17 protein-coding genes and 2 pseudogenes are annotated in these 21,898 nt (G+C 59.4%); 5 read left to right on the top strand and 14 right to left on the bottom strand.

The window, feature by feature from the left end; translation table 11 throughout:
• Position 1 precedes the first annotated feature (1 nt).
• Positions 2-895, top strand: coding sequence for a LysR family transcriptional regulator (locus tag AC3WL8_RS24295; RefSeq protein WP_492378981.1), 894 nt, complete (start codon positions 2-4; stop codon positions 893-895).
• A 487-nt stretch (positions 896-1,382) separates the two neighbouring features.
• Here the strand turns inward: AC3WL8_RS24295 and AC3WL8_RS24290 are convergent, their stop codons facing one another.
• The gene (locus tag AC3WL8_RS24290) at positions 1,383-1,631 is read right to left on the bottom strand and encodes a hypothetical protein (protein ID WP_492378980.1); all 249 of its coding nucleotides are present in this window, start codon (positions 1,629-1,631) and stop codon (positions 1,383-1,385) included.
• Positions 1,632-2,184: 553 nt separating this feature from the next.
• Here AC3WL8_RS24290 and AC3WL8_RS24285 point away from each other — a divergent pair.
• Positions 2,185-4,212 carry an ATP-binding protein gene (locus AC3WL8_RS24285; RefSeq protein ID WP_492378979.1) on the top strand — a complete coding sequence of 676 codons (2,028 nt, stop codon included), beginning with the start codon at positions 2,185-2,187 and terminating at the stop codon, positions 4,210-4,212.
• A gap of 141 nt (positions 4,213-4,353) precedes the next feature.
• Here the strand turns inward: AC3WL8_RS24285 and AC3WL8_RS24280 are convergent.
• The 11 genes and pseudogenes from AC3WL8_RS24280 to AC3WL8_RS24230 form a co-directional block, all read right to left on the bottom strand.
• Positions 4,354-4,685, bottom strand: a pseudogene (locus AC3WL8_RS24280) (hypothetical protein); the annotation flags it as partial.
• Positions 4,686-4,947: 262 nt separating this feature from the next.
• Positions 4,948-6,939, bottom strand: coding sequence for a TIR domain-containing protein (locus AC3WL8_RS24275; RefSeq protein ID WP_492378978.1), 1,992 nt, complete (start codon positions 6,937-6,939; stop codon positions 4,948-4,950).
• A gap of 96 nt (positions 6,940-7,035) precedes the next feature.
• A complete protein-coding gene (locus tag AC3WL8_RS24270) occupies positions 7,036-7,941 on the bottom strand; it encodes an AbiJ-NTD4 domain-containing protein (protein ID WP_492378977.1) in 906 nt (301 codons plus the stop codon).
• Between the two features lie 65 nt (positions 7,942-8,006).
• Positions 8,007-9,770, bottom strand: a complete 1,764-nt coding sequence (locus AC3WL8_RS24265) for an ATP-dependent helicase (RefSeq protein WP_492378976.1) — start codon at positions 9,768-9,770, stop codon at positions 8,007-8,009.
• Positions 9,767-11,608 (bottom strand): ATP-dependent nuclease, encoded by a 1,842-nt coding sequence (locus AC3WL8_RS24260; RefSeq protein WP_492378975.1) that lies wholly within the window; start codon positions 11,606-11,608, stop codon positions 9,767-9,769. The genes AC3WL8_RS24265 and AC3WL8_RS24260 overlap by 4 nt, the downstream gene beginning before the upstream one ends.
• A gap of 17 nt (positions 11,609-11,625) precedes the next feature.
• The gene (locus tag AC3WL8_RS24255; protein WP_492378974.1) at positions 11,626-12,543 is read right to left on the bottom strand and encodes a restriction endonuclease; all 918 of its coding nucleotides are present in this window, start codon (positions 12,541-12,543) and stop codon (positions 11,626-11,628) included.
• Positions 12,544-12,625: 82 nt separating this feature from the next.
• Complete coding sequence (locus AC3WL8_RS24250; RefSeq protein ID WP_492378973.1) at positions 12,626-13,936, bottom strand: phosphoribosyltransferase-like protein; 1,311 nt, start codon at positions 13,934-13,936, stop codon at positions 12,626-12,628.
• A 2-nt stretch (positions 13,937-13,938) separates the two neighbouring features.
• Positions 13,939-14,808 carry a hypothetical protein gene (locus tag AC3WL8_RS24245; protein ID WP_492378972.1) on the bottom strand — a complete coding sequence of 290 codons (870 nt, stop codon included), beginning with the start codon at positions 14,806-14,808 and terminating at the stop codon, positions 13,939-13,941.
• A gap of 384 nt (positions 14,809-15,192) precedes the next feature.
• Positions 15,193-16,449, bottom strand: coding sequence for an H-NS histone family protein (locus AC3WL8_RS24240; RefSeq protein ID WP_492378971.1), 1,257 nt, complete (start codon positions 16,447-16,449; stop codon positions 15,193-15,195).
• Positions 16,450-16,717: 268 nt separating this feature from the next.
• The gene (locus tag AC3WL8_RS24235) at positions 16,718-16,996 is read right to left on the bottom strand and encodes an H-NS histone family protein (protein WP_492378970.1); all 279 of its coding nucleotides are present in this window, start codon (positions 16,994-16,996) and stop codon (positions 16,718-16,720) included.
• Positions 16,980-18,221: a DNA-binding protein gene (locus AC3WL8_RS24230; protein ID WP_492378969.1), complete on the bottom strand. Its 1,242-nt coding sequence runs from the start codon at positions 18,219-18,221 to the stop codon at positions 16,980-16,982. Before AC3WL8_RS24230 ends, AC3WL8_RS24235 begins: the two co-directional genes overlap by 17 nt.
• A 139-nt stretch (positions 18,222-18,360) precedes the next feature.
• Between AC3WL8_RS24230 and AC3WL8_RS24225 the strand changes: the two genes are divergently transcribed.
• Complete coding sequence (locus AC3WL8_RS24225) at positions 18,361-19,599, top strand: tyrosine-type recombinase/integrase (RefSeq protein WP_492378968.1); 1,239 nt, start codon at positions 18,361-18,363, stop codon at positions 19,597-19,599.
• 123 nt (positions 19,600-19,722) lie between these two features.
• Positions 19,723-20,397: a 5,6-dimethylbenzimidazole synthase gene (bluB, locus tag AC3WL8_RS24220; RefSeq protein ID WP_492378967.1), complete on the top strand. Its 675-nt coding sequence runs from the start codon at positions 19,723-19,725 to the stop codon at positions 20,395-20,397.
• 211 nt (positions 20,398-20,608) lie between these two features.
• Here the strand turns inward: bluB and AC3WL8_RS24215 are convergent.
• Together AC3WL8_RS24215 and AC3WL8_RS24210 are read right to left on the bottom strand one after the other, a co-directional pair.
• Positions 20,609-20,842 (bottom strand): annotated as a pseudogene (locus tag AC3WL8_RS24215) (double zinc ribbon domain-containing protein); the annotation flags it as partial.
• Positions 20,843-20,891: 49 nt separating this feature from the next.
• The gene (locus tag AC3WL8_RS24210; protein WP_492378966.1) at positions 20,892-21,155 is read right to left on the bottom strand and encodes a hypothetical protein; all 264 of its coding nucleotides are present in this window, start codon (positions 21,153-21,155) and stop codon (positions 20,892-20,894) included.
• 219 nt (positions 21,156-21,374) lie between these two features.
• Here AC3WL8_RS24210 and AC3WL8_RS24205 point away from each other — a divergent pair, with 219 nt between their 5' ends.
• A complete protein-coding gene (locus tag AC3WL8_RS24205; protein ID WP_492378965.1) occupies positions 21,375-21,560 on the top strand; it encodes a hypothetical protein in 186 nt (61 codons plus the stop codon).
• The last annotated feature ends 338 nt before the right edge of the window (positions 21,561-21,898 follow it).

Here is a 21,898-nt window from a genome sequence, read left to right as displayed (position 1 = left end):
GATGGAGCTGTTGAATGACATGGCCTTATTCGTTGAGGTCGTCAAAGCCAAGGGCTTTCGCAATGCGGCAGAGGCGATGGGAGTGCCGAACTCGACACTGTCGCGGCGCATCAGCGGATTAGAGAAGGCGATCGGGCTGCGCCTGCTGCATCGCACGACCCGCAAGATCGAACTGACGGAGGCAGGCCAGATTTACTTCGAGCGCTGCAAGCGCATCGTTGATGAAGCCCGGCTCGCGCACGAGCAGCTCGGCGAAATGGTGGCCCAGCCCAGCGGCGTGCTGCGCGCATCGTTGCCAGTGGATTTCGCCGTGACCTACCTGGCGCCCCTGATCGCCGAGTTTGCCGGCCTCTATCCCGGCATCACCTTCGACTTCGACCTGACGCCGCGACGGGTCGACCTAGTCAGCGAACCCTTTGACGTGGCGATCCGCATGGGAGAGTCCGAAAGCTCGCAACTGATCGCAAGGACGCTGGCCTCGCTTACGCCTTACCTCTATGCCTCGCCCGGCTACCTTGAGCGATCCGGCGAGCCAAATAAGCCCGCCGACCTGTCTCGGCATGAGTGCCTGGGTATCCTGAAGACGGGATCGTGGACGTTGCAAGACGGGAAGCGGACCACCACGGTGTCGGTTGGTGGCCGGTTTACGCTAAACAGCGTTGGCATGATCCGCCGCCTGGCGACGCTAGATATGGGCATCGTCCTGATGCCCGAGGAAATCGTTGCCGATGAACTGGGCAGCGGAAGGCTGTGCCGCATCATGCCAGCATGGCACGGCACTCCGATGCCCGTTTATGCGATCACCGAAACCCGGCTGCTACCGGCGAAGACGCAGCGCTTTATCGAGTTCCTGCGGGAGCGACTAGGGGCGGTAGCACCTACGCGGTCGCAGTAAAAAGGCGCGCTGAAGATCGGGTACAGACGATCGGACCGGGACCAAAGTACGTCCCGCTTCAACAGAGACATCGAAATTGCGGTGATGGACTGAGACCAAGGAGCCTATTGAGCGCGATGCTCGACTTCCAACGCGCCGCTGGTACGGTTGCACGTACGCACCTTCGGTCGCTTCCACTCCAGCTTGACGAGTACTATTCCGCAAGAGATTCAGGGTGCAATAGCTTGGCCCGCAGTACGGCTGTGGACTGTCAAATAGTTCGTGCCCTCAGCTGAATGGCTAATTATCGCCTGAGCTGCGTCTCCGATGTTGGCCGATCTCTTTGCGGCCCAATCCATTGCACCATTCGGTAGCAGCCAACTCTCCTACGCGATGCCCAGCGTCCACGAAGCAAGCCCAAAATGCTGCGGGACGACCGGGAACGGACAGCGCAGCAACGCAACACAGGCAAAGGTTAACTGGCAGCTAGATCGAGCGTTCGCCGAGTTCAAGACTCTCGACAACGAGCGCGTGGCCACTCGTCGGCATCCACAGCCAAACTGTGCCGACGATTCTGCAGACGGTCGTGCATGGTCTCGCAGCGGATCAACATCATTGTCGCGGGTTCTTCATCAGCGCCGCCATAATCAGCCTCCGCGGTGCTGCGCAGATATACTTGCCGGGAGACGATGGCGACGACCACAATGATGGCGCCGACGCAGACGGCCCGGGCCACAAATTGAAAGTGTCGCGCCATGGAAATCGCACCGGATAGCATAAGGTGATTTGGTGGCGAGCCTACACGAAGATGCGATAAGACGGTGCTACGCTGTTGCCGGATTGACACCGCCTCCATTTCGCCGTAGCAAGGCCGGACGGCCCTTCTGTGAAACCACACTGGGCTGATGAGCATGTCAAAGACGTCGTGCCCTACCGAGCGGCCACTACTGGCGGGCGGCGCTCGCACCCTGCCCTTCTCTCCCTATCAAACATAACATCCCAGCAATCCAGAAAAATCGCGCGCTTCGGGCGTTATGTCAAAAACGGCGCCCTCCTCCGACGGCGTCGGTTTACAGAATCTTGTTCCTGAATTTTGCAGAATTTTGTTCCTGGCCCTTTGGGCCAGACCGGAGCGCCGTGGGAAGGTGGGTGGCTTGCCGTCAGGGGGTGCCATGGCCGAGGTCCACAGCCGCTGACCTAGCTAGGGAACAAGAGCAACCAGATGCGGCTGGGCTCTGCTACGACCCGTCCGCAAGGTAAGATAGGCATCAACCACTCGTACCCGCAGAAGAACGAACCAAGGAAAGGGCATGGCTAGAGTCCACGTTACAGCAAAAAAAGACTTTATCGAGTCTCTGACATCAGCTAGACCGCTGGCGGCAATCTCCGAACTGATCTGGAACGGCTTTGATGCCGGCTCTGACCACGTCAGGGTATCGCTGGAACGTAACCAACTTGACGGCCTCCAGACGATTCGGGTTCGCGATTATGGCTACGGTATTGATCCCACAAAGGTTGAGGCCCTATTTGGTGGCCTCGGGGACTCTTGGAAGAAGTACAAGGTAAAACAGAATGGGCGTGCGCTTCATGGCAAGAATGGTAAGGGCAGATTTAAGGCCTTCGCTCTCGGGGGCCACGTTGAGTGGCGGACAACTTTCAAAAATCTAGAAAAGGCCTTTTCCTACAGGATCGTAGGGCGATCAACCACTATCGACGACTTTGAGACGAGCGATCCAATAGAGGTTGTTGACGCAACCGAGACTGGAACTGAAGTCATTATTAGCAATATCGCTCGAGATTTTCGTTCGCTCCAGGATGACTCCACTCCGATGGAGTTGGCCAAAATTTTTGCCGCTTATCTTACCGAATATCCAGACGTAACGCTCGAATTTGATAGTCGCGTTATCGACCCGAAAGATGCACAGGAATGTATATCTAACTATCACCTGGGCGACGTGAGACTTCCTGATGGGCGCCATGTACCGGTGGCCATTTCAATTATCGAGTGGAAGTTCCCAACGGAGCGCGTGCTTCATCTTTGCGATGCCAACGGCGTTGCCCTCCATGAAGTAGCTGCCGGGCAGCAAATTCGAGCCCCGGGATTTAACTTTACGGCTTATATTAAGGCAGACGCCTTTCGCGAACTCGACAAATCTAACCTTCTAGTTTTGGCGGAACTCCATGATGACGTTCAGCACATCGTCAAGGCTGCAAGAAACAAGGTGAAGGAACATTTCCGCAGGAAGCTTTCCGAAAACCAAAGCAAGATTGTAGAAAACTGGAAACGAGAAGAGATTTATCCGTATGACGACAAAGAAAGCATCGATGCCGTAGAACTGGCAGAACGGCAAGTTTTTGACATACTTGCAGTAAATGTTCAAAGCTATTTACCTTCCTTTGAGGGCGCCGATCAAAAATCGCGTAGATTTACGTTCCAGCTACTTGCCCAAGCGATTAAGCAAAACCCAGAGTCAGTTCAAATTATCATTGGGGAGGTACTTGGTCTGAAGAAAGAAGCCCAAGATGAACTTGCCGCTCTTCTAAAAAATACAAGTCTCTCTGCCATAATAAGTTCAGCAAAAATCGTCGCAAATCGACTTAATTTTCTGAATGGTCTTGAGGCACTGATTTTTGAGAAAGAAAACAAAAAAGCACTTCTGGAGCGCGACCAGCTTCACAAAATTTTGGAAAATGAGGCATGGCTTTTTCATGAGGAATTTGGTTTGGCTGGCAGTGAATTACGGCTAAACGAGGTGTTGGCAAAACACCTTGCAGTTCTCGGCCCACGTGAGGAGGAGCTAGATCCAGTGGAGATCGAAGAAGGCAAAAGCGGACGCGTGGACTTAATGCTACACAAAGTAACGCAACCAAGAACCGGAGAATATGACTATTTGATAGTCGAACTTAAACGACCAAAAAAGAAAATTGATGCTGAGGTTTTGACTCAAATCGAAAAATACGCAATTGCAGTAGCAAATGATGAGCGATTCAGAGACGTTCCTGCGAAATGGGCATTTCTCGCCGTATCAACTGACTTAGATGCTTATGCTCAGAAGAAAGCCAGGCAACGCGAGAAACCAAAGGGATTGGTATACGACGATGAGGACCTAAATCTTACTGTCTGGGCAAAACCTTGGGCGGACGTGATAAATGACGCGCGCGCCAAACTGAGTTTCATTAACCAGCAGCTTTCTTATGAAGTAACGAGAGAAAGTGCCATGGAATATCTGCACGAAACTCATGCCAAGTTCATCCCGGACAACGTCACCATGGAAGGCGCCGGATTTTATGATTCTACGGCCGATTCGGTAAGAACTGAACCTGAATCTGCTGATTAGAGGGCGGCCGGGATTCACCCTTATGCGCTGCAGAGACGAATTGGAGGGCATCATGTGTCGCTTGCGTGTTTGTATGCCCTTGATAAACCCTTTCCGGTGCATACCGCCAGAAAACGCACGGAAGTACGATGACCCCATCTTCTAGAGACCGCGCCAAACCGGGGGCCAACTAAGCCGCAAGGCGGTGGTCCCCTTCTCCGGCGATGGGGGAGACCAGCGTTCAACGTAAGACCGGAGCTGGTTATTGAGCACGGCCGTCCGGATTTGCAGCAGGTTGTGCGCATGCCGAGGTCGCCGGACCATCTGCTGTTGCTTGACGAACCGCTTGCTGACTACCTGGTTGACGGCTGACTAGACAAAACCTGATGCAATGGGCTCCCCACGCCGATAGCGATCACCGTAGTTCACGATGAAGGCCGTTTACTGTCCAGGTAGACGATGAGTTCCTCGAGTTTGCCGAGGAGTTTGGCCTCCTCTGCCGTACGGTATCGCCGCCGTCCATCACCGGTTGACTGGGTTGAACACCTTCACGTAGAAGGGTAGAGCGCCGAGGCAGGCGATCGCTTACACGGGGGCGCTCCATGACGCCACCACGCCAGGCCCAGGGAGGCAGCCAATGAGTTTGACGTGGGTAGGCTGTAGTCGCGAGGCCCAAATAGCAAGTAGCGGTCATCAAACCCGACGAGCCGTCTCCAGCAAGCCTGTCACGGAGGCCCGTCAGCTTCGTCGCATCACTCAATTTACCGATGACTCGGCCAGAAGCTCGCTAGCGACATGTCGAATCGCCTCCGGACTCCTTACAGAAATGGAGACCAATTTCCGCGCCTGAGATGGGACAACCGCCGAATCGTCCAGATTGAAAAGCCATATTTTCATACCGCCGTACGCCTGCTGGTTCAGCGCGAGGTTCAATTCATCGAAGCACCAAGGACTCTGAGCGTAGTAACGGCTCCAAAGCACTGCGCAGACGTTACTCCGAAGCACCGCTTGCTCGATTGACGCTGGAATCATCTGATCAGGCCGTATCTCGTTCTCGCCTATTAAGACCTCAATCCCCTGGGTACTTAGAAACTCCCGCAAGGCGCTCGCCATCTCAACGTCTTGACGCGCGAAACTCAGGAAGACGGCTCCCGGGCGTTTTGCACTCCCTTCTGATTGCCTCACGCGGTCAACCAACAGACGGTTTGCTATCTCAATCGTCTGCTCGATCCCGTCGACGTTGGCCATAACGGTCGCGTCAAAGCCGGGATTGAGGCGCTTCCAATCGCGCCGTTCATATATCCGCCGTGCCACGCCTCCTAGGAAAGGAAACGGAATTATTGGCAAGCCCTTTGCTTCCGCTAGGTGAAGGAGTGTACTGGCGGTATGAGAGGTCTTGCCGCCTAGAGCTACAACCACATCAGCTTTCTCGAGGGCCTGAATCTGGGCCAGAAACCAAGCCTGGAACCACGAGTCTTGCTCGTCAATCTCTGGGCCTGGATAGTTCCAATCCTGTATTATGAGACCCGGCTTTCCAAGGGTTTGCCGTAGAAGTCGGCGCTTCTCTTCGACCTTCAAGTGCGTGGGACTATGGAACTGAATCACTCCACCGGACTTCGCATCCGCGTATCCCATAGCTGCGTAATAGTCGGCCGAGTCAGGAAATGGGCTACAAACGACGAGCTGGGCACCTGCACCTGCCAAGACTCTCCCAAGCGTCAATGAAGCCTGGTGCAAGCGCGGAACTTCAGCATCGACATCCTCCGTCTCGCCGGTTTGACCTCCAATGACAAAGACCGATTTCACGCGCGAGTCGAGGGCGATGCTTCGAGCCGATATCCCAGCTTTCCGTGGGGTATCTGATTCCGCTTTAAACATCCCGGCCTTGACGCTGTGAACAAAAAACGAGAGCGCGTTCTTTGCAGATAGCTCGCGAAACTTGCCTTTTGCGATAACCTCTAGCTTCTCCTTGCGGGCGTCGGCATAGTCAGATATCCCCCGGATGGCGACAATTCGGGGCGCAGGCGTTCGGACGATTGCCGCATCGTATACGCCAGCCGACTCCATTTCCATCGCTGCAATCTTCCTGTCAACTTCCCGACTAATCCATTCCACAAAAGCTCTGCCCTTACCCACCGCGGGCCCGCTCGCCAACTTCCGGTCGTCACCCACATAGAGCTTGCAGGCCCCACGCATTTTCAGCCCTACGGCGACAAGGGCGTCCTCGGTGGTCTTTGGGATAAGCTCAGCACGGATCTTTTGAGCATCTTCCTGCCATTGCGTATGATACATTTTCTCGGTATGCGCGAAGAATTGGAGTCTGTTGAGCAGCCTTACCGACGTCTGTTGATAATTCCCGGACGTAGTAAAGGTCCAGTGTTCGCCTTCTCCATGAGTCGCAGAGTTTGCCAAGTACTCATTCACGCTGTCCGGAACAAATACATCACCAGGCTCCATGTCGTTGGCCAGTGATCCAGCGATACCTAGCACGACGATATTGCCGGGATTCAGTTTTTCGATAAGCAATGAGGTGAGATTGGCAGAGCGAGTGTTGCCCATCTTACCGGCAGCAAAAACAGCCACCTCAATATCTTCACCAAGAACGGGGGAATTAATTTTTCCAAAGAAGCCGGTCAGAGCAACGTTGTCCAGTTCCTGAGACTTAAACCCATCCCCTAGCATCGCCATCACCGAGTCGAATTCTTCGCCAAGGGCTACATAAAGCAGGATGTCGGTGCCGTTACTCATAGTTTCTCAATTTTAAAATTTTTGGGACCCGCTAGCCCGCGAGCAGTTCGAGTGAGCTTGGGCGCGACTGAGTTCAGTTGTCGTGCCATCCACTCCCTACTTCTTCTTCAGCATTAGTTGGATCATCGCGAACAAACGATGGAAGAGGTAATCGACATGATCCACATCGATCACCGGCACTTGGCTGACTTCGGAATGGCGGATCAAATGACTGTTGCCAATCGAGTTCAGCTCCTGTGCCTCCGCCTCCAACCTAGCACGCAGCGACGGCTCCGTTGCCGTGGTATTTAGGATGATCTGGACGGATCTCTTCTTGTCACTGGGATCCGCCAGCGACTTGAGCCTTTCCCATGCGTCCCATAAGCGCTCCAGCGCTTCTCGTCGAACTAGGGGATTCCGATCGGAGAATTTCGCGCGGCACTCCTCCAGCATGTTGTCGAGCGTCCGGTCTCCAGTATTGAAGGCTGTTCGCCGCAAATCATCCCCCAACACCAACGGCAACACTCGAACAATGCGCCCCGTCGAGAGCATCTCGAAGGCCATACCATTGCGCGCAAAGATCCGGTTGACGCTCGCCCGAAACTCATCCTGCCCGGCTTGCTGATCGAAGCTTAGATGGTGGTGACTGAAGAAGTCATGGTATTTGCCAGGGATGGGCTTCGCGACGGCATCATGGACGAACTCGATGAAGTCCAAGATCAACAAGGTGTCCGGCGCAAATGGCACGCTCTGAGAGAAGAACTCTTGCTCCACTTCGTGGGTGGTTTCCAGCGGCCATACCAGACCGGACATCTCTGCGACCACGGCCGCGGCCAGTGAAGCAGAATCGCAGCCACAAACAGCCTGCCCGTCAGGGCAACGCTCGGGATACCGAAGCCCAAAGGCGCCGCTGTTGATCCGCCCCTGCACCATGGCGACAATGCCGGCCCAAATCTGTGGCGAGATTGATTGTTCGGTTCGCGGTCGCGGGCCATTCTCTCTGTCGCTGAAGTAGTCTGACATTTACGCGCCTCCCTTTGATCGTTTGGTGTGGCCAACACATGGTCGTTCTTTGAAAGTCGGATCAACTAGGCTGCTTCCCGAATAGACGAAATCAACGGCGACTCGTCGGAGTCGTAGGTCAGATGAATCTGTGTCTTGGCGCGCGTCACGCCTACATAGAAAAGACGAGCCGCCTCATCCAACTGCTCTTCAGTCCTGTCCAAGCCACTGGGGAACACACCGCTCTCCAGCCCTACCATGATGACCGCTTGGAACTCCAACCCTTTCGAGCTGTGCAGCGTCATCAGATTGATCTGGTCAGGACTCTTACCCTGATTCCCAAAGATCTCCACCGTGAATACCTGCAGGGGCTCGCCCGCCGCGGTAGCCGCTATCAGATCATCAAGGTTGTCTTTCTCATCTGTGAGACCGGGCTCTTGTTCGAGTAATTCGTCCAACGCGCCGCGACGCAATGCCAATAGCCATCGGCGCAAAGGGAGCGCACCATCCCGCAGCGAGAACAGGGCCGAAATCAAGCGCTTGCGTGCAGCCAGCAACTCAGACTCGCGCGTGATTGAGCGGTACATCCGTCGCCAAGCTTTGAGCAACTGGGAAAGAGACATCTCTCCGGTCTCCCAGCCTCCCGAGCACCATCGCGCCGCATCCGTGAGCCACTCGGTCAGGCGTGTGCGCTTGATCGGCGAACCGTTGTCAAGCCGGAAATACCGTAGACCAAGAGCATCCGCCGCCTGCGCAATCGGCGCCCCCTCATTAAGCGTGCGGTATAGCAGCGCAATGTCTCCGGGCGTCCACGACGGATTCGCCTCGAGCAACGCTGGCACCAACGTTCCAAGTGCATAGTCCGCCTGCTTGCGAATGCTGCACCCCAGACGGTGAATGTGAATTTCACCAGCCCGACCATCATGGGACCGAAACTCTGCCGGCTCCGGCAAGAGCGCCATCGAGGCAGCGATGATTCTGTCAGCGCAACGGTAGTTCAACTTGAGCGTGACGGACTCCATCTGCCGGAGACCGGCCAACGCTCTCAACAGGCCCGGCTTGGCACCAGTGAATCCATAAATGGACTGGTCCGGGTCACCCACAGCGACGATCCGAACTCCCGCCCGAAGCAGTGCCAACACGATCCGGTGCAGGGGTAAGCCGAGGTCCTGATATTCGTCGATCACGACCACGGGATATTTGGCCCGAATGGCGCGCCGGACCCATTCGTGCTTTTCGACAAGCTGCAGGCCGGCGAGGACCAACCCATCGAAGTCGGCCAGGCCGTTCTGTACGAGCAATGCTTCATAGGCCTCAACTACCTTCGTTTCGCGGGCAAACCACGCCTGCCACTCTTCACTGCCGCGATCCGGAATTGTGCGCCGTAGCTTGTCGCAGGCCATGCGAAACCATCCCGGCGCATTGCCGCCCAGCTGCTCGCGATAGGCCTCGCCGAAAAGCGCTCTTGCCTGCGCTGGCGAAGCCACAACTAGTGGATTCGGCATGTCGAGCCCTGCGATTGCAGCATAGGGCAACACCAGCTCGGTCAGGCAGAAAGAGTGCACAGTGGAGAGTGCGAGCCGATCGCCGTCATCTACGCCCAGCTTGGTCAGCCGTGATCGCAACTCGCCGACGCAAGCGTTACTATAGGTGATGCATGCAATGCGGCGCGGTCGGCGGACGTCCTCAGCAAGTAGTTGGGCGATCTTGACGGTGATCGTCTTCGTCTTACCGCTGCCAGGCCCTGCCAGAATGACGCAGTTGCCCGTCGACTGGTAAGCGCGCCATTGATCCTCGTTCCCGCGTAAATCTTCCGCGGCTTTGGGATAGAGCGGTGTCGAGGTACTCATCCCAATTTCGCCCTCAGATACTCCAGCGCCTCTTTGATGTACGCAGGGCAGACATCGGCATTCTCCTCCACGAGGACCGCCGCTAGACGCTGCGCCACTCTTCCCTTGCCGATGGAGTCGATGTCCTTGAGGAACTGTGAGGAATCGAGCGAGTCGGTATCCATTGAAAGGTCCTTAAAGCGCGCTTGCATCTTCTTGTTAGTAGTGAGCGCATCGACCGCTGTATGAAAATGATCCTCAGCCCCCGCCTTAAACAGATCAATCTCGAATGTGAACTCGTTCAGGAAGACGCCATGCTTCGGCGCGAGCTCAAGAACCTCTTCATAGCTGCTCTTGTCCCAGATATCCTCGCTCAGAATACGGCGCATGATCTGGTTAACGACGCGATTTTTGCCATAGCTGTTTCCCACACCATTATCGTCGGGGTCTGCATCCTCCTGGCTCACCGCTTGACTCTTTGGATCGAAATCCGTCAGCACCGCAAAGGGAATATCAAGTCCTTTTTGACCCAACAATTGAACATAAGGTGCGAAGTTGGTGCCGGCAATGGAACAGACGGAGATTCCCAATGCATCAAAATCCAAAGATGCGTCATACAGCTTGGCCAACGTCGGCAGGAGAAACTTTTCCGCGTCGCCTTCCACCAGGACGACCCCCTTCGAGAAAAACAGCTCACCGCGCGTTACGTCGATGTAGCGTTCCAAGTCCTCGCGATCATTGGCATTGAGCTTGATTCCCTTGAGCGAACGCCCGACGGTGTGCCCGTCGCCGGCAACATGGCGCAGAACAACAACATTGGTGAGCGGCGCCACGCTTGCCACATTCGGTGAATGCGTCGTGAGAAGAATACTGCGTGGCTCCGGATCGGCCTGCGCTTCGTCTCGCGTCTGCAGGTAGTTCCGGTAAATAAGCCGCTGCAGGTGAGGATGCAAGTGGGCCTCCGGTTCTTCTATCGCCAAGAAGGTGTGTTGACGTTCTCCTTCATCCACCAAGTACTGATGTTCAAGATGCTTCAGCGCGAGGTAAAGCACATTGGCGGAACCGAGGCTGGCCTCGGCGACGCCGCGCTTGCCACCGTCGATCATCATTTGCAGCGCGCGCAGCAATCGTTCCGGTTCCGTCGGCGCGAACCCCAAGGCGGTTTCGACGGCGTGCTTATCGCCCACCATAGCAGTGAGCTGATCGTTGACTTGGCCCACCACATCGGACAGCTCAGGTAGCGCAGCAATCTTCGAGGTGGTTGTGTGGACCTCGCCGGCGATTGAGCTGAGCGCTTTCGCATCTACCGTCTTTGCAGCCCGGTCCAACAGGGGTCGCAGTGGCGATCGCGACCAGCGCGCCAGATCCGACTCAGCGTCGCGCAAGGCCGGGAACAGATCCATCGGCATCCATCGCCTCAGTTCATAGCCGATCGCGTTTTCGGGCCGCTCTCCACCGAAAAGGATGAACTCGTAGTCAGCCTCGCTGCGCGGGGCGCCTTTAAGCCCCTGCACCGGCTGATAGCGATACGTGACGCGCGCTACCATCGGATCTGGCCGCACCAAGTGATCTGCCAACACCGCCAGCAGATTCTCGTTGTCTTCAAAGTCCCGAAACTCGATGGACACCTCAATGACGTCTTCCGCCCCAAGCGGGCGCGCTAGCCCGTCCCAAAAATCATCGAGGCGCAGCTTGCGCGATGAATCGGGAAGCGTAGGATCAAGGATTAGTCGCAACGCGAACAGCAGATTGGTCTTACCAACCTTATTCTCACCAAGGACAACGGCATGTTGGCCCAATCTGACATCGAGGTGCTTGAAGTTTCTGAAGTTCTCGATAACAATCCGGCTCAGTCGCATGGCAGTCCCGTCTTTTCTTAGATATTCTTTTCCGCACCGGAGATCGGGTGCACGTAGATGAGGCCCTTGGTCTGCGCAGCTTTCACCTTGCGGTCAATCATGTCGCGCAAGGTCAAGTGCCCCTCCAGCACCAGGATCAAGTCTTCACCGTCGACAAAAAGTGTCTGGATGTCCTTGCCGATGACGAGGCTACGAATGACCTCGGGGCTGAATCCATTCACAGAAATGAACAGGCCGCGCCCGTACAGCTTCCCCGCCACCTTGCCGGCGAACTGATAGACCGGCTCGTTGCTCGCGGACCTTTCTTGCCACTTGGCCTCGATGAGGTAATGCTCTCCCTCGAACTTCACTGCGCCATCGACCTGTTCCCCATTGACGCGGAACGCTTCCGTGGTTTCTAGGCGCGAGAGACGGGAAAGCTCGGCGAGAATGCGTTCCAGCGCATATCCGCGTTGCTGTCGCGACGTTTTGTTTGCAAGCAGGTCGAGATATTCGGCGCGCAGTTGTTCCAGAGATGCGGTCGGCTGCTGGCGAACCGCTTCCTGGGCGGTCCGTCGTTCGCGATCGGCTCTGATCTTGGCATCCCGAATCTCCTGCAGCTGGCGCAGGTGTTCGAGGTTCCGTGTCGCCGCGGCGCGATCCAATTTTCCGAGCTTGTCAAAGTAGTACGGGTCGAAATGCGACCAGGTCAACAGCGATTGCAGCATCGCGCGAAACGGACCGAGACCGTTGTCAGGGCGTGCCGCGAGCGCACTGAACAGCGCATCGACGACTTCATGACGCTTGAGCGCGTTCTCGCCTTCGATCTGCAGACGAGCAATTTCGACCTTGGTGCATCCGTGTTTCTCGAAGAAGCCGACCATGTCCTTACGCGGCCAGAACAGCGACAGGATGCAGTCCTTCATGCACCCTTTGATATCCGCTGGAAAATTCATGTTGTACCCCTGTAAATTGCAGCGGAAACAAAGGCATACCAACCCTAGGCACAATCTTCACATCGCTTCAGCTAGCACCTGGCTAGGCGGCATTTGGAAACAGCGGCTTCCAGTCGAAGCGCCTGGCATGCCCTTGGACGGGACCGGTACACCAAAACATTGGCAGGGTTACCTTGGGCATCGAAAAGGGAAACGCTAAGGCAAATCCCAAATTGCTGGCGCCGAGGGCAACCCTTTCCAGGAAATCTTCCGTAATCGGCTTAAGTTTGCGCTTTCGATAGTCGGACCAGAGGTCTCGCCCGATTCGCTCGCACATTTGCACCGCGTCCGCGGCTTTTCCTGCCCACCGCAAGTGCTCAAAGATATGTGGCACTACGCTGTCACGCGCGATCTTGCCGTCGTCGGCAAAGAGGGTGTTCGCGGCGAGTCGCTCACGCCCAGCATCCGAAAGCACCTCAACCACATTAGCTGCCTCGATCTGCACGTTTTGCAGCCCAAGCCTGTCGAGTTCGCGTCTGAGCAGCGCCGTGCCGACCGTCGTCGCGACCGCAAAATAGAGCCTCAAGTCCATCTGCTTGAGCACTGCGGGATCGGGTAGCCGCTCGCACTTCGGGTTCTCCTCTTCCAAGCCAAGCAGGCTGTGGAAGATGCCAACCCATTCGGTGCCGGAAAACAGCCCATCCTCAAAGACCACAATCTTTCCTTCAGGCAGCGGGATCTGCCTCGCCATGTCGTTGAAGTTGTGAACGGTTCCGTTGTTGGCTAGCACCCCTTTCTTGAGAAGCCCCGTGAGCGCATCGGCGCTCTTGCCGTTGTCATATCGCATAACGCACAGCGCCTGTGCGTCCGCCTGCGGCCTAAAGCGCTCGATAAGCTGGGCGCGGCTAACCATCTCAAAACACTGCAACAGTGTTGCCCCGATCAAGCGGCCACCGGCATCCGTGAGACGATCGAATTGCGACAACCATCGATCGATGCTCTGCGTTGGCCAATCTTGCACGTGCTCCTCAGCGGGATCGGGATATTCCCAAGCTCTAAGGTGCTGCTCCACTCGTTCGCGCCAATCGGCGCCGACATAGCGAAGGATTGGCCGGAGTTCCTCCTTCAGAAAGGCTTCCAAGTTGTGCTTGGCTGAGGCACGGTGGAGCGAGAGCGCTTGCGGCAAGCCCTTGTCACTGTACTCAGTGTCGTGTCTCAAAAGACAGACGCGATAATCGCCAGCCGGCCGCAGAGCCTTTTTGAGTTGCGCACGTACGTCCTTTTCGTTGCGTCGATCGTTTACCGTGATCAGAGCAATGTCTTGGCGCGCCGACCAGTCGGCGCCGGCGAATTCGTCCAAGTGCGACCGCAAGCGATCGAGGTCTGCTACCTCCCCCAAGAAGAGCAGACGCATGACTAGCGGCGGGCAAGCATGAAATCGACTACCAATCCCAGTGGCAGATCAAGCGCGCGAATCTGCTCAGCACTCATCTTGTCGATAGCTGCCTTCGCGACTTGTCGCAGCATTGCGAGTTGATTCCGTTCGCTCGCTGCACCTTCGCCTGGCGCAAGGACCGGCGCTGCAGCTGCCGGCATTGCGGCGGGCTTTTTTGTTTCCTCGCGGCGCGTGCGAGAGTCGTCGAGTTGTTGCGCTAGGGCATCCACTCTGTCCTGCGGAAGACCCAACGCACCCAGCCGCGTGGCGAACTGCTCCTTAATGTAGTCAATTCGCATTTGCTCAAGCTCGCGGCTGGCCGATACGGTTCCGGACTTCCTGAGTAGGCTCAGCGCCGCCGCCCAGGGTGATGGGTCCTTCGACTTCAGAATCTCCTCGAAGCGATCGCGCAATGACTCCGGCAAGCGTTCCACCGCGCTATGCAGCAGGTCTGCATATTCGGAAGCCTGAACACGGGGGACCTCGCGGTCTACTTCGCCGCGTACAGCTCCGGCATCTACCTCTATTAGGGCGCCATCCCTAAGCAGGATGACTCCTTCACGCTGCGGATTACTGAACAGTGACCAGAGGGTGCGATCGTCACCGCTGAGGGCCTTGGGCCCGGGTGCCTGGATCGTGATGTTTCGATAGATGTCGTTCCCGCCCCGTTTGCCAATCAATTTCAAATGATCATTCAGCTCGGCTTCCACAAAAGCCTGCAGGGAACGATATTCCGACTTAAGGCCCCACTCCGGATTGGTGCGCTTGATGAAGAATCCCAGGTCGCTTCCAAAAACCTCGTGCCGGTCAGCCAAGAACTGGATGATGTTGTCCCTGAGATTTGGTGGCATAGATTCACGTGGCGCGGATATGGAAAAGCCCCTTCGGAGAAGGGGCTTCGTAGCTAGCCAAGAGCCTGAGAATTGGTAGCCGAAATTCGCAAATCACAAGAAGACAAGAATCTAGGAATTGTCGACTCGCTGGCAGGCGTCTGGTAGGCCAGTATCTGCCTTTGCTTGCGAAGTAGCGTGGCGCAAAGCCTTGCTGCCTTCGTCCCACAACCACTGTTCCGCACGCTGAAAGCGTCGAAGACAGCTGGTCAAGCACGAGATCATTGTACTTGAAATTCCACGGAGTTAGTAATCGCCCTCAAAGCGACATCCCCTGACATGACGCGTACGGCACTTTTGGTGGTCTTAAATTGGGACATGCCATGATAGGGGTGATCGTACCTTTCATTCGATTAGGAAACGCTCGCGCTTCTTGCCAATCCACGCGGGAGCCCTACCGCGCCCCGACCAGGTCTGGCCCGTCTTCGGGTTGCGGTACCTGGGAGGCTGCGCGGCCTTCGTCTTGGTCGGAACAGCGCGGGCAGCGGGCTCAACACTGGGCTTGCCCGCAATGTCCTCAATGCTGAGGTCGTACTCCTGCATCAACTGCCGAATCTCCTCCACGACCTTTGGCACTTCCGTGGCTCGCAACTGCTCAAGTTGCGCATTGACAGAGGCCAGTTGAGCGAGCAGTGAGGATTGGGACGGGCTTTGTGTGGCGGTAGGTTTTTTTTGCTCGTGTCGCGGCTTCCGGTTTTGCGGCTTCTGAGTCGGCGCTTCCGGGGCAGCCTCCACTCCAGGCAGTGGTATCTGCTTCGGCCCGCGCTTCCGGGTTGGGGTCGCTTGAGTCGTGATTTCCGGAGCGGCAACTTCAGCTAGGATTTTCGGCTTCCGACCGCGCTTCGGGGTCCGCCTCTCTTCCGGCGCAGCCTCCGGCGTGGCAGTTTCGGTGAGCGCTTTCGGCTTCCGACCGCGCTGCGGGGCCCGTGTCTCTTCCGGCGCAGCTTCCGGAGCGGCAGTTTCGGTGAGCGCTTTCGGCTTCCGACCGCGCTTCGGGGCCCGCGTCTCTTCCGGCGCAGCTTCCGGAGCGGCAGTTTCGGTGAGCGCTTTCGGCTTCCGACCGCGCTTCGGGGCCCGCGTCTCTTCCGGCGCAGCTTCCGGAGCTGGGGCGTAAAGCGGTGCTACCGGGGCGGCCGTTTCGGTCAGTTCGTCCCGGGCGGCAGCTTCCATCGGTTCGTCCGTGGCCAGAACTTCAACCGAAGCTTCGGCCACGGCTTCAGTGGTCGCTTCCGAGGACATGGCTTCAATGGGCGCTTCCGGCGCGTCAGATTCAGTCAACGCTTCCGAGGCGGCAGCTTCCCGCGATTCTTCCGGTGCCACGTCTTCCGTTGAAGCGTCCGGGGCTGCGTAAGACCGCCGGCGCCGATATGACACGGTCGCCGTCGGGCCGCTATCCCGGCTTGTCGACCAGAAGTCCAAGCGTTGGGCCTGAGTGTCAACGCTGCCACTACCGACGCCTGCACCACTGGCTTCACCAATGGCGGGATCCGCGTCGCGCATCGCCTCAGCGATGGGAAGCTCCATCTGACCAAGTCCGTCCGTCGCATTGCTCGCGACAAGGGGTTCAACCACTTGCTCTGGGGCCAATTCGTTCTCCTTCATTGAAGCCACTGCACGTGCAGACGCTTCCTAATCCCATGGACGGTGAGACCTTGTCTCTTGCGTGTCGTTCGCTTCTCGCCTGCGCCCAGCCTTCCTGACGAATTCTCGCCGATGCGAAAGGCCCAGTCCCGGGAAGCAGCGCTCCTGATGGAGCCGGCGGCCGGGGTCGCGCGGTGGATCGCTTCCTTTGCACCGGTCCTGCTCTCGCGCAACAGCTTGGCCCTCGTCACATCCGCCATTGGACAGCGGGCTGAATGCATCGGTGGACCTATCCAACCCGGTAAAACTCGACGCTCTGCCCCGCATTGACCGCCCGCCGCAGCCAGTCGGGCATCTCGCCCTGCCCGTCCCAGCTCTGGCCCGCCGCGTTGCGGTAGCAGACCACTGGCGCTGGCGCGGGTGGGGGCGGCGGGGGCGGGGGCGGTGGCGGAGGAGGTGGCGGATCGAAGCACCCCGCCGCGGCCAGCTCCTCCATGGTCAGCCCATAGTCGGCCATCTCGGCCTGGATCCAGCGGATCGCCGCCGCCCGCTCAGTCTTTGCTGTCATCGTGTTCGATGTCGCTGCTATCGCTGCGATCGCTGCTGTCGCTGCCAGCTTCCGGGCGCGAGGCGCTCGCCCCCTGGACTTCGGCTGGCGGTTCGCTTGATGTGTCGCTTGATGTGTCGCTGGCGGAAGGGGCCGGACCGCCGGCCTTGCGCCGCCGTCGCTCAACGCTACCCCCCTCCCCCCGTTCGCGCGGCGCCAGCCGCAATTCTGCCAGCAGCTGGCGCGCCAGCGCCGCTTCGGCTTCGGCGCGCTCGGCTCGGCGCTGCGCCGCGGCCAGTGCCGCCTGCACCGTGGCCAGGTCGTCGGCCGCTTTCCGCCCCGCGGCGTCGGCGGCCGCGCGCCGCGTGGTGAGTTGCTCGGTGAGCGCCGTGACCTGGGTCTCGAGCCGGGCCCTGGCCTCGGCCTGCGCCACCGCCGCGTCGCGAGCCTCGCCGCGCGCCGTAACCAGTTCGCCGCGCAACGCTTCGACCGCGCGTTCGCTCTGCTGGCGCGCGGTGCGCTCCGCATCCAGTTCGCGCAGGGCGCGGCGCTCGCTGGCCTCGGCCCGTTCCTGCGCGAGGGTTACCTGCTCGCGGGCGCGTTCCAGCTCCGTCGAGAATTGGGTTCGCAACTCGTCCAGCTGCCGGCGCGCGGCCTCGAGTTCCGCCCGCCCCGCCTCCAGCCGCGCCTGGGTCGCGGCGTGGGCCTGGCGCTCGGCGGCCAACGCCGTTTCGCCCGCCTCGTTGGTTTGACGCGCGGCGTCCAGCTGGGCGACGAGCGCCGCGGCTTCCTCGCGCGCGAGCGCGGTCTCGGCGTGCGCCGCATCGCGCTCGGCCTCGGCCGCATTCGCCGCGTCGCGGGCTTCCGCCCGTAGCGCAGCCAGTTCGCGGCTGGCGGCCTCGTTGGCGGCCTGCCAGATGGTCTGCACCGCCCCGGCGGCGATGTCCTTCAACGCCTGGGGCAGGTCCGGATGGTCAATCGTGACGCGGGTGCGCCCGCGCAGCTCCTGCCAGAACCCCTGCAGCACCTCGGCGGGCGTGCCCATGCTGCCCTTGCGCACCAGCTGATAGAGCTTGTTGGCGGTGGGCGTGACGCCGTAGCGGAAGAACAGCAGGCCGCAGACCTCGCGGTACAGCGCGCGGGTCTCGGGGAAACGGCCGCGCAGCGCGGCGATGTCGTCGGCCAGGGCGGCAGACCGCTCGAAGTCGGGCGCGGCGTCGGTCAACTCGGGGTCGGCGGTGGCCATCGGGGTAAAAAGTATCGTGGGATCAATAAATATTACGACGTAATACGTTATTTATCAAACACAATGCGACAACCTTTAGACATAAGTCCGCTTATGTCTATAATGATGACTCGAATCGCCTCAGGCCACTGCCCCGACCTTGGAACCGCCCGCCCAGCCGCCCTCCCCGCCCACGTCCGGCCTCCTCGCCGGCCTGCTGACGCCACTGGAGCAGCTGCGCCTGCCGTCGGCGCTGTCCGGGCGCGACGGCAGCAACCGCGCTCCCGCCACGGCCACCCGCATCGCCGCAAGCGACGACCTGGCCGCCGTCACCGCCTGGCTCGCACGCTACGCCGACAGCGCGGCGACCCTCACCGCCTACCGCCGCGAGGTCGAGCGGCTGCTGCTGTGGGCCGTGCTGCAACTCGGCAAGCCGTTGTCGTCGCTCACGCACGAGGATCTGCTGATCTATGAACGCTTCCTGGCCGACCCGCAGCCGGCCGCGCGCTGGGTCCTGGCCGGCAGCAAGAAGCTCGGCCGCCACCACCCGGACTGGCGCCCGTTTGCCGGGCCGCTGTCGCCCGCCAGCGTGCGCCACGCGCTGGTGATCCTGAATGCGCTGTTCGCCTGGCTGACCGAGGCGGGCTACCTGGCCGGCAACCCGCTCGCCCTCGCCCGCCGCCGGCGCGCCCCCGCCCAGGCGCGCATCACCCGTTATCTGAGCCACGACCTTTGGGAGACGGTCAAGGACGCCGTCGCAGCAATGCCGGCCGAGACGGGTCGAGAAATGCTGCACGCGGCCCGCTGCCGCTGGGTGCTGAGCGTGCTCTATCTGGGCGGCTTGCGCGCCTCCGAACTGACGGCCACCACCATGGGCGCGTTCTTCTGCCGGCGCGATGTCCAGGGGGTCGAGCGCTGGTGGCTGGAGGTGGTCGGCAAGGGCAACAGGACCCGGCTGGTGCCGGCCACCGACGAGCTCATCGCCGAACTGGCGCGCTACCGTCGCGCCATCGGACTGCCGCCCACGCCGCAACTCGGCGAGACGCGCCCGCTGGTGCTGCCGGTCATCGGCCGCGAGACGGGTCGCGACAAGGCCCTGTCACGCGGCGCGCTGCACCTGATCCTGAAAGAGGTGTTCGGCCTGGCGGCCGAGCGCCTGCGGGCGCGCGGGCCCGAATGGGAGGCGCAGGCCGCAGTGCTGGCCAGCGCCTCGGCGCACTGGCTGCGCCACACCGCTGGCTCGCACATGACCGACCAGCAGGTTGACCTGCGCTTTGTGCGCGACAACTTTGGTCATGCCTCGATCGCCACCACCAGCGGCTACCTGCACAGTGAAGAGGATGCGCGGCATGAGGCCACCCAAGCGCGGCACCGCATCGGTTGGACCAGCAAGACCTAGGATGCGCCAGCATCGCCAAACCGCACAGGGGAAAGCCGTCTATCGTCACGGCACCATCGTGGCAAGCTACTTGCATTGCGACTTTCCCTCCAGCCCCAGCGCCACCGCCAGGCTATTCCAGCCATGAACCCATCTCGCTACAGCGACAGTGAAATTGCCGCCGTCTATCGCGTCATCCGGGAGCGTCGCGACATGCGCCACTTTCGGCCGGACCCGCTCGATCCTGCATTGCTGGAACGCTTGTTGCACGCTGCGCATCTCGCCCCCAGCGTCGGCTTCATGCAACCCTGGCGCTTCATCCGCATCACTGACAGGAGCCTGAGAACGCAGGTCCACGCGCTGGTCGATGCCGAACGCCAGCGCACCGCGATCGCCCTGGGCGAACGCGAGGACGAGTTCATGCGACTCAAGGTAGAGGGCATCCTGGACTGCGGGGAAGTCCTGGTGGCGGCGCTGATGGATGGACGTGAGCGGCATATCTTCGGTCGGCGCACCATGCCGGACATGGATCTCGCTTCGGTGGCCTGCGCCATCCAGAACCTCTGGCTTGCTGCGCGCGCGGAGGGAATCGGCGTGGGCTGGGTTTCCTTGTTCGACCCGGAACAGCTTGGCCGGCTGCTGCGGCTGCCGCCCGGTGCCCGGCCAGTGGCTGTGCTGTGCCTCGGCCAGGTCGACACCTTCTATGAGAAGCCGATGCTGGAACAGGAAGGCTGGGCCAGACGGCAATCCCTGGACGAGATGGTGTTCGAGAATGGCTGGGCCAACCCCAGCCCCCCAATCGCCCGGGCTGATTATTGAACCGGCAATTTTCTTTTAGAAAATCACGATGGCCATAAGTTGACGCTCAGCGTTTCCGCACCCCAATCGAGTCTCTCCGCCTCGCATGCGGTTGGCGCGGGCAGTGTCGCACTGATGACACCCGATCCGCGCCAGGTGGTCGAGATGGAAATCGCGTTCCTCGCCCGACACGGTGTCGAGGTCGTCCGCGAAATCGCGGACCCATGTTCCACGCCTGCTCGGCCCGGATGCGCTCGGCCAGGTGCGGTGGAGTGTAATGAACGGGGGCGGCGGACGAGGCTTGCGGTATGTCGCTGACGGGCTCACCGCAAGCGTTGCAGAAGCGCGCCGCCGGGCTCAGTTCGTGGCCACACCGCGCGCAGAGGCGCGCCAGCCGGTTGCCGCATTGCTCACAAAAATTGGCGCCAATGGCATTCTCAAACCCGCAAATTGTGCAGCGCGCCATGGGAGCCTCCCCGGACTTCCTCCGGGTAAATTAAACGCCCCATTGCCCTTCATCGCAAGACCGACTCGTCATCTGCATGATCGCCTGGATCGGGCTGAGCGTTGCGCGGCGCACTTGGGGCGCTCCTCTGCCCCTGCCTACTCAAGGTCTCGATGATCTGTTCGCGCAGCCACTGGTTACCCTCGTCATTGTCGAAGCTTTCATGCCAGTGCACCGTGACTTCGACCTCGGGAATCTTGACCGGCAATGGATAAACGGTGAACTGCCCGTGCTGGTTGAACGCTTGCGCCACGCGTCGCGGTAGCGTGACCATCCAGTCGTGCGCTGCAGGATCTGGGGCGTCACGGTGAAATGCGGCACCTGAAGCGCGATACGCCGCTGCAGGCCGGCGGCCCGCAGTGAGTCGTCGATATTGCGGTGACTACTTTCGCTTGGCGCCACCGCGATATGGGAGAGCTCGAGAAAACGCTCCGCGGACAGGCTGCGCGCCGGCAGCCCCGGGGCGCTTGCGTGTCATGCACGCGTAGTACTCATGAAACAGCAGCGCATATCGTGTTACCGGCCTGAGAGCGGGCAGATTGCCGATGGCGAAATCGAGCTGGCCAAGCCGCAAGGCTTCTTCCACCTGAGCTACCAGCACCTGCCTGACTTCCAGTTGCGTTTGCGGCGCGACCTCTTACGCTGCTCACTGACCAATGTGACAAGGCCCTTGGCCTAGTTCCGCCGCAGCGGACTTCGCAGCGCGGGCGCGAGCCGCTGGGCTATCCGCGTGGAGCCCGTGTTGCGGAATTCCCGCGATCACGGAGAGCGATTCACGGGAGAGGCGGACAACGCTTCATCGTGATCGGCGAACCGCGGCGGCGGCCCGCGAGGTGCCCTGAGCCGTGGCTAACGGACCGCCATCATCTGGTCAACATATGTTGGCCAGCCATCACTGCTCACCGAGTCCACGGACGGACACATCGATAGAACAGCCACTCTACTCAAATTCCAGCGTGTCCAGCTATTTGCCACGTGGACACGATCGTTGTCGCCGCCCCCGCCGACATCAACACG

Source organism: Cupriavidus sp. FW305-F7 (assembly GCF_058782875.1).
This window is presented reverse-complemented; position numbering and strand designations above follow the sequence as displayed.